Below are 11757 nucleotides of genomic sequence, written 5' to 3' on the forward strand. Positions count from 1 at the left end.
ATAAGTTTATGAATTAAATTAATTTATTTTTATATTGAGCATAAAAAAGTACATATCCTCTAAGAAGACATGTACTTTTTAAGACGTAAATGATGTCTTTTTATAGCTGAATTAACTCAATGACATAGCAGCTTTTGAGTTGTTTTTTAGGAAAGTTGATCGATGTCACGCCAGATTTTTTCTCAATTTTTAATGTCTCATGAGCAGCAATCTGAACGGAATGATCATTCACATTTACTTGTGTTTCACTACCCTGATTAAAAATGAAAATCAGATCTGCCGAACTTATAAATGCCTGCTCCGCTGCATCATTCAACCACTGAAAACGGGCATGAAACTTTGCAGGATCATAAATTAAATTTAAATCTCGAATTGCCCCATTTACAAGTTCACTTTGAACCTGACTCTCACCATGAAAAGCAAAAATATCGCCTTGGTTTAGCGTTTTGGCAGGAAGCTCATCGACATACAGTACTATGCCCTGTCCATCGAGGACGCTAATAATGCGCTGCTTATTGGGAAATAACGAAAATGGTCCGGAAGTGGTTACATCTGCCATCGAAATGCGCCAATCGAAATCGGCTTCACCTTGGCTTCTGGCAATTTCTAAAGTGAAACCCGCACCGTTTTTCCAAAGCATTTTTGTATATTGATCGGCCCTGATCAATTCAATCATGGATTAAATTTCCCTTCGAGATAATAACGGCTACCTGGATAAATCAGACGTGCACTTGAAATGAGTTGTTTGTTTGACCATGTACGGCGACGGATCAGTAAACACGGTTCAGCTTTAGTAATCTTCAACCATTTACACTCTTGAGCAGATGCTAAAACCGCCTCAACAATGTGTTCACCTTCCGTCACTGGCGCTTTCGCCATGAGATAAGCATTCGGCGTAATGGTTTTAAAATCTTGTTCTAAATAATCTGGAATCAGCGCTGCATCGACTAAACGATCTTCGACCTGAACAGGTACATCATTTTCATAATGCACAATAATCGAGTGAAATAATCTTTGACCTTCGCGAGTTTGCATTAACACGCTTTGCTCTGCATTTGCATAAATTTGTTCTAAGACTAAAACTTCAGCGTGGTGCTTATGGTTTCGTGCGATAATCTCATCGGCGATATTATTAATTTGAAAAAGTGCAGTTCGGCCTTGCCCTTCAGCAACGAAAGAACCAACGCCCTGAATTCGAACGAGCAAACCCTCAGTCGTTAATTCACGTAGCGCACGGTTTACCGTCATACGGCTACAACCGAGTTGATTAACGAGTTCACTTTCCGAAGGAATTTTTTTATTTACAGCCCAAGTACCTTCATAAATCTTTTGTGAAATCAGCTGTTTTACGCGTTGATATAAAGGAACTGGACTATCAGCTTCAATTGAAAGCTCAGTATGTTCTTGTTTTGATGTTCTGGGCATAACTAATTACTCAAAAAAGGCAGCAGGCAAAAAGGTATTTTAGTTGACATGCTATGTATATACAACCACATACAACATGTTAATTTATGAATTAAATATATTTTAAGAAGTCTAAAAAATAAACATAGTTCGGTAAAAGCTAATTTAAAGTTTTATGTAGAGAAATTCAAATATATAAAGGCTTTATCAATATTTATTTAATAGTTATTTCTGCTATGCCTTAGCTCAATTCAAAGAAGCAAAAATGTAGTCTTTTTTAGTTTACGAAATGATGCGTAAAATTTTTATTTAAAATAACTGATCAATAGTATTCTGCTGCCACACAGTATATTAATAAAGCTGGAAGCACATCGAATGCGTAATTATAAAATAGATATTCTTCGAGGAATGTCTATCCTATTGGTTCTTTTACATCATTTTAATATTCCCTATAAACTCAAAGATACATGGTTAGGTTTTGATTTTTTAGGTGAAGCATTTAGCACAGTCATCGCAAGAAATGGAAACTATGGTGTCACCATGTTTTTTGTGATTTCGGGTTTTTTAATTACCCATCACACTTTAAAACGAGACAAAAAATTTTCTGCAATTAACCTCAAGCATTTTTATATCCGACGGGCAGCGCGTATTTTACCGTGTCTGGTATTACTCATTTTAGGTGTAAGCATACTCGGTTCATTTGACTTAAAACCCTTTATGAACCAAGCACCGAATGGCATTGAAGTCTCTTATCCTTTAACCATATTTGCAGCTTTAACCTTCTGGATGAATATCCTGATTATTAAATTCGGTTGGGTAAACTACGCTTTGGGCGTGCTGTGGTCGCTCTCTGTGGAAGAAGTTTTTTATTTTGTTTTTCCATTATTGTGTCTACTCACGCGCAGTAATAAGGTCTTTATTGCTGTGCTAATTGGAGTCATTTTATATGGGCCTTATTTTAGATCTCTGCATTTTGGAGAAGAAAGCGGCGCTTATTTATATCATTATTTTTCAAGTTTTGATGGTATAGCGGTGGGCTGTTTAACTGCCATTTTTTCTCATACATATCGACCAAACTGGACTTATAAAAAACTTCTTTCATGGCTAATTATTTTAGGTATGACCGCTCTATATTTATATGCGCCAATTAAAGAAGTGAGTACATGGGGTATTAGTTTATTTGCTTTTGCTACAGGCTTACTGATTTTGTGTTTTCAACATCCTTCCGAAACGCAAGCACATAACCTATTGACCAAAGTGATGGTCTGGTTGGGACAACGAAGTTATGAGACTTATCTGTTCCATCTGGTAGTACTAGGTCTTATGAAAGTTGCTTTTGTTCCGGCTCAAACCGACGCTAGCATCAAAATTATGCTTTTAATTGGCTATCTAGTTCTAACTTTTGTTATTAGCGCTGCGATTGAAAAATATTATTCGACACCGCTTAACAGCTATATTCGAAGGATTTTTATTAAAGATAAATCATAAAATAAAGCCCCTTTAAAATAGGGGCTTTATTTTATTAAGCAATCAACATAGTTTCATCATCTTGCTTAAAAGGGTTCGACCAGTTCTGCCAAGCTTGTGGTCCTAAAGCCATTTCTTCATCGTTTAGCAAGCAACGATCTAAGCGTTCTATTAAGGCTTGCTCATCCATTTGTATACCAATTAAAACCAGTTCCTGACGCGCATCACCTGTGCGAGCGTCCCAGTTTTTCTTAATTTGTTCAATACTGGCGAGGTCACTCGGCCAGTCTTCTTCCGCAACCGCTGCCCACCAATAACCTGCTAAACCGTGTCGAGCCATTGCACCCGCTTGTGACCATGAATAAGCCAAGGTAGGGTCAGCAGCCAACCAGAAAAAGCCTTTTGAACGCACGACTCCCGGCCATTCAGCCTGCACCAAATCATAAAAACGCTCTGGATGGAAAGGTCGACGCGCACGATAAACAAAGCTACTGATTCCGTACTCTTCAGTTTCAGGTGTATGCTCGCCGCGTAACTCTTTTAACCAGCCCGGTGCTTGCGCGGCTTCATCAAAATCAAATAGCTGTGTATTTAAGATTTTATCTAAGGCAATTTTTCCAAATTGAGCAATTTCAATTCGAGCACGCGGGTTTAGAGTTTTTAAAATGGCGATAAGCTGGTCTTGCTGCGCCTGATCAATCAAATCAACTTTATTCAGCACAATCACATCACAAAACTCAATCTGATCAATAAGCAAATCGACCACAGTTCTCTCATCTTGCTCGCCTAATGACTCACCACGTTGTTGCAGTGAATCAACTGAACTGTAATCTTTAAGAAAGTTAAAAGCATCGACTACCGTGACCATAGTATCAAGTCGAGCAAACTCATTGAGAGAGTTTCCATCTTCATCTTCAAAGGTAAAAGTTTCTGCTACTGGTAATGGTTCTGAAATACCCGTTGACTCAATCACCAATTGGTCAAAGCGCCCTTCATCGGCTAAGCGTCTCACCTCAACCAGTAAATCTTCTCGTAGCGTGCAACAGATACAGCCGTTACTCATTTCAACCAGTTTTTCATCTGTTCTTGAAAGCTCTGCCCCACCTTCACGTACTAATGCTGCATCAATATTTACCTCAGACATATCATTAACAATCACGGCAATACGGCGGCCTTCACGATTATTTAAAATATGATTGAGTAATGTGGTCTTTCCTGCACCCAAAAAGCCAGATAAAACGGTAACAGGAAGCTTGGCAAATGAGTTGGCGATTGCAGTGTGCATGGCTTGATCTCTTTGAATAATATTTAAACTGATCATGGCTGGCCAATTAAATATGGCCAGATCACAGGCGTAACCTATTTCTAAACCCTATTAATGTTATGTTATAACATAACTATTGATCAAGTTTTTATTCCAGTTTTATCTAAGCCAATTTACTTAGTCTTTGAAAAAATTGCTTTTATAGTCACTGACAAATCGAGGTTCTGTAGTGATGGTCAGGTCCCCATGAACGGAATCCTTGGCTATCAATATGAATTTGTCCCGAGGCATAAACACCAAGACCCATGTTAAGTGCTTGTCCTTTGGTTTCCCAGAACTGACAAAGTTTAGTTTTGGTTTGTTGAATATTGAACTGGTCTAAGTCGCTAGGCTGTTCTGGTCCAATTCGAAAATCAAGCGCTGCATTAAAGACATGTCGGGAAGCATCCGCCCCACCTGCACAGCGGTTTAAAGATAAAGCTCGATAGGCCGATGTCACTTCAAAATCGTTAATTACACCATCGTCAACCAATGCTTTTAAGATACTAAGCGTTGGTACAATATTGGACCAAATCTCGCGTGGTGGCACTGCATAAGGCTCCACTCCACATTTTTGCCAGTCACGAGCTGAACGCAATAACTCATAATCTGGAACTAAATTGGCAAGCCCTTTTTGCTTAAGAAATTGCTTATAAGCTTGTACAGACTGCGCATGATCTGCGGTTGCAATCCAAGCAATATAATCTTCGGGTTGTTGTTTTATTCTTACCACTGTTTTAGATGGCTGAGGCAAAGAGTGAGGATGCTTAGAAACCGTTGGCTTAGGTGTTTGAGTCGTACACGCGGTAAGAGAAAGTAAGATTAAACCTAAATAGGAATATTTCATAAATATGTTGTTCCTCCCTCAACATCGGGAAGCCTTAGTTATTCATTCAACAGATGTTATAATATAACAATTACAAAGTCCTTTAATTTCTGTTGTAAATTTTAGAAACTAAAAAGGACGTATTAATACGTCCTTTTTAGTTTCTAACTCAGACCTGATTACATATCTGCTTCTAAAGCATGTACAGGCTGATCAGCTTTTAACTTACGGCGTTTAAATTGATAAGCCACCATTAAGCACAAAATCCATCCTGGAATCATCATCACAGCCACACGCATATCTGGCGTTAGCGACATGACAACTAAAATTCCAAGCATAAATACCATGCAGAGATAGTTGCTAAATGGATACATGAAGCTTGGGAATTTCGTAGTTTGACCTTGGCGCATCATAAACTTACGGAATTTTAAATGTGTCCATGAAATTACCACCCAGTTAATCACAATCGCTGCAACCACAAGCATCATGAGCAAACCAAATGCTTTTTCAGGGAAAATGTAATTTAACAACACACATAAAATAGTGACTGCCGCAGAAAGGATCACTGCATTGGTTGGGATACCGCGTTTATTAATACGTGCAAATACTTTTGGTGCATTTCCTTGCTGAGCAAGGCCTAACAACATACGGCTACTGCAATAGCTTGTACCGTTATAAACTGAAACCGCAGCAGTCAAAATCACGAAGTTAAGTAAAGTCGCAACACCTTGGCTGTCTAAAGAAGCAAACACCATTACAAAAGGACTGCCACCTTGTGCCATTTGATTCCAAGGGAATAATGAGAATAAAACAAGAAGCGTTGCAATATAGAAAATCAAAATACGATAGATAATCTGATTTACCGCTTTAGGTAAGGTTTTATCTGGGTCTCGTGCTTCTGCCGCAGTAATACCAAAAAGCTCGATACCACCAAAAGCAAAAATAATCACCGCCATTGCCATGACCAAACCTTTAATGCCAAATGGGAAGAAACCACCCAATGCCCAAAGGTTTGAAATGCTGGCCTGTGGCCCTGCTGTACCGGTTGCAAGTAAATACGAGCCGAAACCGATCATAGCTAAAATAGCTAAGATTTTGACAATGGAAAACCAAAATTCCATTTCGCCAAAAAACTTAACATGCAGCAAATTAATACCATTAATGAGAATAAAGAACGTTAGAGCGGATGCCCACGTTGGGATTTGCGGCCACCAATATTGAATATAAAGACCAATTGCACTTAACTCTGCCATACATACCAGTACGTTGAGTACCCAGTAGTTCCATCCTGACATGAAGCCTGCAAAAGGTCCCCAATATTTATAAGCAAAATGACTAAACGAACCACTTACTGGCTCTTCGACCACCATTTCACCGAGCTGGCGCATCATTAAAAAAGCAATAAATCCGGCAATCGCATAACCCAAGATTACCGATGGACCTGCCAATTTAATCGATTGTGATATACCAAGAAACAGCCCTGTACCAATCGCTCCACCCAATGCAATCAGCTGGATGTGACGATTACTCAAACCGTGTTTCAGGTTTCCTTGCTCTTGTGTTGACATATGATTATTCTCATCCTTGTCACGTAATTTTTTTCCAATAAATTACGTATATCATAAATTGATCAGATTTTCATAGGGATTGATGAAAAAATAATTGCGTTACTTTTCTCACAACCGCGCATGAAAACAGAAAATGCAAGAAATAACAATTATTATGCAATGTGTAATCAAATTATGTATTGCGTAATTTTATGAATTCAGTATTATAAGAACCATGAAGTAATTGGTTGTTCTCGGTCTCTATCAAACTCATAAGTAAAAAATGACCTCAATAAAGGTTAAAACTTACTGAGTAGCTCAGTCCCTAGACCGAACTTTTATTTGTATAAGACGCGAGATGAAGACAAGGAAGCGAAAATGGAACAAAAACTAAACTCTTTTATTGAAGTTTCACCTCAATCTGATTTCACTATTCATAATTTGCCTTATGGTATTTTTAGTAGAACAGCCGAAGGCGAGCGTCAGGTCGGTGTAGCTATCGGTGATTGGGTGATTGATCTCGCTGCTCTTGAAAAGCATGGTCTTTTAAAACTTTCAGATCAAGACACATACTTTAACCAATCTACACTCAATAAATTTATTGAATCTGGCAAAGCCAACTGGTCTAAAGTTCGTAAAACGCTACAGTCTCTTCTTTCAGTTGAAAACTCAACGCTTCAAGAAAATGAAGTATTACGTCAGGAAGTTTTAGTTAAGCAAGACAGCGTGACTTTACATTTGCCTGTCCAAGTTCCTGGCTATACCGATTTTTATTCTTCTAAAGAACATGCAACTAATGTGGGCTGTATGTTCCGTGACCCTAAAAATGCTTTGCTTCCAAACTGGAGCGAGTTGCCTGTTGGTTATAACGGCCGTGCTAGCTCTGTTGTGGTCAGTGGAACTCACGTCGTACGCCCTTCTGGTCAGATTAAGCTTCCAAATGAAGAACGTCCGGTTTTCTCAGCAACTCGCAAACTCGATTTTGAACTTGAGACTGCATTTATTGTGGGCAAACCAACTCAATTAGGCCAGCCAATTGCAATTGAAGATGCATGGGATCATATTTTTGGCATGGTTTTGCTAAATGACTGGTCAGCACGTGATATCCAACAATGGGAATATGTTCCACTTGGCCCTTTCAACGCTAAAACATTTGCAAGTTCGATTTCTCCTTGGGTCGTCACACTTGAAGCTCTTGAGCCATTTAAAGTTGAAGGTCCGAAACAAGAACCGAAGCCACTTGCTTATTTACAAGAAAATATCGCCAATACTTACGATATTAATTTAAGTGTTGAAATCCAAAGCCCGAAATCAGCACAACCTGATGTGATCTGCCGTACTAATTTTAAATATATGTATTGGTCTATGGCTCAGCAGTTGACTCACCACACCATTGGAGGCTGTAACGTTCAGGTCGGTGATTTAATGGGTTCAGGTACCATTTCAGGTTCTACACCTGACTCTTATGGTAGCTTGCTTGAGCTGACTTGGAACACCACTAAACCTTTGACCCTTGCCAATGGTGAAACTCGTGGTTTCTTACAAGACGGCGATACGCTCATTATGAAAGGACACTGTGAGAAAAATGGTATTCGTGTTGGCTTTGGTGAAGTTCGGAATACGGTACTTCCTGCATTAAATTTCGATTTTGCAGAAACTTCGGAGCCAGACTATGAAGCTGTATAGTTACTTTCGTAGCTCTGCAGCTTACAGAGTACGGATTGGCCTCAACCTTAAAAATCTCGCTTATGAAACTGCACCAGTTCATTTGGTTAAAAACGAGCAGCAAAGTGAAGACTATTTAAAGTTAAATCGCAGTGCCTTAGTGCCAACTTTAGTAGATGGCGATTTAACTTTGTCACAGTCATTAAGTATTTTGGAATATCTAGATGAACAATATCCGGAAACCAAATTACTCCCAAATGATGTGAAAGAGAGAGCCAAAATCCGTGCTTTTGCACAGGCAATTGCCTGTGATATTCATCCGTTAAATAACTTACGTGTGCTGAAATATTTAAAAAATGACTTAAATGTTTCGGACGAACAAAAAAATTACTGGTATCAGCACTGGATTCTTGAAGGTTTTCAAACGCTCGAACAGCAACTTCAAGATTCAAATGGACAGTTTTGCTTTGGGCACGAAGCAACGATTGCCGATTGCTGCCTCATTCCACAGGTCTATAACGCGAAACGCTTCAAGATAGATTTATCTGCGTTTCCCAAAATTGAATCAATTTATCAACATTGTTTGTCTATCCCAGCCTTCTATAACGCGGCGCCAGAACAACAACCAGATTGGGAATAGTAAAAGGAGTTTCAACATGACATTTGCCATTAAAAAAATACATCACGTTGCATATCGCTGTAAGGATGCGAAAGAAACTGTTGAGTGGTATAAAAAAATGCTCAACATGGACTTTATCTTAGCTTTTGCTGAAGACCATGTACCTTCAACGAAAGCCTTCGATCCTTATATGCATTTATTCCTAGATGCTGGTCAGGGCAATGTGTTGGCATTTTTTGAATTACCAACCCAACCAGAAATGGGCCGAGATGAAAACACGCCTCAATGGGTACAACATATTGCCTTTGAAGTTGAAGATTTAAATGCCCTTTTAGCTGCCAAAAAACATTTAGAAGACAACGGCGTTAAAGTGCTAGGTATTACCAACCATGGTATCTTCCATTCAATTTATTTCTTTGACCCAAATGGCCATCGTTTAGAACTGACTTATAACGATGTACATGCTGAAGAGAAAATTGCAAAAATTACTGAAGAAATGAAAACTGAAATGTTAGATGAATGGAGCAAAACCAAACGTGCGCCACACCATACTCATTTCTTGCATGAAGAAGAATTAGGCGCATAATTCTTTCAAAGCAATCGTTTTAAAAGTCGGCATTGGTGGGAATAGTTTGAATGAACTGTTCTATATCAATGCCGATTTATATTGTTTAAATCTACTAAACTTCTATCAATTTACGCTATAAATGAAAGATGAAGTTGTTTGTAAGAATTGTTGATTATTAAACATGTGAATTTCGCTAATAGAAAAAGGTGATTTCTATTTTTCTATAGGCTCAGGCATGATGTAAATCGCATCAATTCCAATTTATGTTTATACGTAACTGTTTAACTGCTGAAGTAAATCAATTAAGGGTATTTAAATGATTGAAGAAAAAATATCTGGGGGGGTTCAATCACTTGAAGTTGGCTTATCCGTACTAAATGCCCTTTTAGAGCACAATCAACCGATTATTCTCAAAGACTTATCGAGTAAGCTTGAGATGCATCCTGCCAAAGTACACCGTTATTTGGTGAGCTTAATTCGCATGGATTACGCCAAACAGCTTGAAGACGGTCAATATGCTCTAGGCGATCAGGCATGGCGTTTAGGCTTAAACTGCATTCAGCACAGTGACACTTTACAGTTGGTACAACATCTAATTTACGACCTACAAAGCAAAATTGGCTGTGGCATTCAAATTAGTAAGTGGTCGCCAAAAGGCCCTGTGGTGGTTCAATCTATTGAATCTAATCACCCTATTTCGATTGTGACCAAAGTCGGTTCAATTATGCCTTTAGTCAATTCTGCTGCAGGACGTTTATTTGCTTCTTACCTTCCGGAGCATTTTATTCGTCCATTGCTAGAAGCTGAATGGCAAAAACATCAAGAACTTGGGCTAAACATTGCCCCACATAATTGGGAAGAGTTTTTAGAACTTAAAGAGACGATTCGCCAGCAACAAATGTCTGCGGCTAAAGGTGATTTACTTACGGGTATTAACGCTGTAGGTCTGCCGGTATTTAACTCAAACCAAGGGATTGAGTTTTGTATTGTGGCGCTTGATAGCGAAATGTTTTTACCCGTTGACCCACAAAGTAAAATTATTGAAACTCTTAAAAATGAGATTAATTCGATTAATCAATACATTAAAAGCCGCTAAATCAATAGCTATAAAAAAACCAAGAGCATTGCTCTTGGTTTTTTAGATTAGAGACAAAGCAAAACTTATTTTGCTTCGAGAACACCACGGCGGATTTGGTCACGTTCAATCGATTCAAACAATGCCTTGAAGTTACCTTCACCAAAACCATCGTCATCTTTACGTTGAATAAATTCGAAGAAAACTGGCCCAATCATATTTTGAGAGAAGATTTGCAATAAAAGCTTCTTCTGACCATCTTTAGTATTACCATCAAGCAAAATACCGCGCTGTTTTAATTCATCAGTCGGCTCGCCATGCTCAGGTAAGCGATCTTCCAACATTTCATAATACGTGTTTGGCGGTGGAGTCATAAATTGCAGACCCAAGCCTTTTAACTTATCCCAAGTCGAAATTAAGTCATCACAAATAAATGCAATATGCTGAATACCTTCGCCATTAAAATCAGCTAAGAATTCTGCAATTTGGCCGTTACCTTTGTCTGAATCTTCATTTAAAGGAATACGGATCATGCCATCTGGAGCAGTTAATGCTTTAGATGTTAAACCTGTATATTCACCTTTAATGTCGAAGTAACGAATTTCTTGGAAGTTAAAAATCTTCTCGTAGAAGTTCGCCCAGTACTCCATACGGCCTTTGTAGACGTTATGAGTTAAGTGGTCAATTTCTTTTAAGCCCGCACCTTCAGGATTACGCTGGGTATCATCAAAGAAAATAAAGTCATTTTCATAAATGTCGCGGTCAACTAAGAAGATTGGCATACCACCAATACCTTTAATTGCCGGAATGTTAAGCTCCATTGGCCCAACATTCGAATACATTGGTTCTGCACCAAGTTCAACAGCCTTTTTAAAAGCTTTTGCCGCATCACGAGTTTTGAATCCCATTGCGCAAGCAGATGGACCATGCTCATTAAAAAAGAATGAAGCATAAGATTCTGGCTGATAATTCAGGATAATATTGATATTTCCTTGACGCCATAAGTACGCTTTTTTCGATTTATGCTTGGCTACTTTTGAAAAGCCGATTGTTTCAAAAATTGGATCTAATTCATTTTCTTTTGAAACAAACTCAATAAATGCAAAACCGCATAATTCTAATGGGTTCTCTAAAATATCCATCTAGTTTCCCTCTGGTAATTACCTGATCCGTTTACTTCTCATGCTGATCTGGTCAGCTCCTTTCTCTATAGAATACGTATTTGCTGGGAGAGTGTTTGAACCGTCAAAATGCCTTAGCCCAACGCATCCTATGAGAAAAAA

General features: G+C 38.6%; 11 protein-coding genes. 5 read left to right on the forward strand and 6 right to left on the reverse strand.

Translation table 11 applies throughout. From position 1 onward, the window contains the following. Nucleotides 1-100: 100 nt before the first annotated feature. Both J678_RS09180 and hutC read right to left on the reverse strand, forming a co-directional pair. On the reverse strand, nt 101-676 hold the full coding sequence (locus J678_RS09180; protein WP_002132439.1) for a HutD family protein: 576 nt from the start codon (nt 674-676) through the stop codon (nt 101-103). After that, on the reverse strand, nt 673-1425 hold the full coding sequence (gene hutC / locus J678_RS09185) for a histidine utilization repressor (protein WP_002132315.1): 753 nt from the start codon (nt 1423-1425) through the stop codon (nt 673-675). The genes J678_RS09180 and hutC overlap by 4 nt, the downstream gene beginning before the upstream one ends. A 354-nt stretch (nt 1426-1779) precedes the next feature. Here hutC and J678_RS09190 point away from each other — a divergent pair, with 354 nt between their 5' ends. Then, entirely contained in the window at nt 1780-2892 is a 1113-nt protein-coding gene (locus tag J678_RS09190) for an acyltransferase family protein (RefSeq protein ID WP_031955509.1), read from the forward strand. Between the two features lie 34 nt (nt 2893-2926). Here the strand turns inward: J678_RS09190 and zigA are convergent, their stop codons facing one another. From zigA to J678_RS09205, 3 genes are all read right to left on the reverse strand, one after another. Next, nucleotides 2927-4192, reverse strand: coding sequence for a zinc metallochaperone GTPase ZigA (zigA, locus tag J678_RS09195; RefSeq protein ID WP_079377354.1), 1266 nt, complete (start codon nt 4190-4192; stop codon nt 2927-2929). Between the two features lie 148 nt (nt 4193-4340). Next, nucleotides 4341-5021 carry a YcbK family protein gene (locus J678_RS09200; RefSeq protein WP_004711365.1) on the reverse strand — a complete coding sequence of 227 codons (681 nt, stop codon included), beginning with the start codon at nt 5019-5021 and terminating at the stop codon, nt 4341-4343. Nucleotides 5022-5179: 158 nt separating this feature from the next. Beyond that, a complete protein-coding gene (locus tag J678_RS09205; protein WP_031955502.1) occupies nt 5180-6568 on the reverse strand; it encodes an amino acid permease in 1389 nt (462 codons plus the stop codon). 357 nt (nt 6569-6925) lie between these two features. On the opposite strand from J678_RS09205, the gene fahA reads away from it, so the two are divergent. The 4 genes from fahA (at nt 6926) to J678_RS09225 (ending at nt 10495) form a co-directional block, all read left to right on the forward strand. Beyond that, a complete protein-coding gene (fahA, locus tag J678_RS09210) occupies nt 6926-8233 on the forward strand; it encodes a fumarylacetoacetase (protein ID WP_031955501.1) in 1308 nt (435 codons plus the stop codon). Beyond that, nucleotides 8220-8852: a maleylacetoacetate isomerase gene (maiA, locus tag J678_RS09215; RefSeq protein WP_006581446.1), complete on the forward strand. Its 633-nt coding sequence runs from the start codon at nt 8220-8222 to the stop codon at nt 8850-8852. Before fahA ends, maiA begins: the two co-directional genes overlap by 14 nt. Nucleotides 8853-8868: 16 nt before the next feature. After that, nucleotides 8869-9417 (forward strand): VOC family protein, encoded by a 549-nt coding sequence (locus J678_RS09220; RefSeq protein ID WP_004711359.1) that lies wholly within the window; start codon nt 8869-8871, stop codon nt 9415-9417. A 298-nt stretch (nt 9418-9715) separates the two neighbouring features. After that, nucleotides 9716-10495, forward strand: coding sequence for an IclR family transcriptional regulator (locus J678_RS09225; RefSeq protein WP_004885016.1), 780 nt, complete (start codon nt 9716-9718; stop codon nt 10493-10495). Between the two features lie 65 nt (nt 10496-10560). Here J678_RS09225 and hppD read toward each other — a convergent pair whose 3' ends face one another. Continuing rightward, entirely contained in the window at nt 10561-11616 is a 1056-nt protein-coding gene (gene hppD, locus J678_RS09230) for a 4-hydroxyphenylpyruvate dioxygenase (protein WP_002053927.1), read from the reverse strand. Nucleotides 11617-11757 lie beyond the last annotated feature (141 nt).

The sequence above is a fragment of the Acinetobacter sp. 1424608 genome, from assembly GCF_000588255.1.
GTDB classification, from domain to species: Bacteria; Pseudomonadota; Gammaproteobacteria; order Pseudomonadales; family Moraxellaceae; genus Acinetobacter; species Acinetobacter nosocomialis.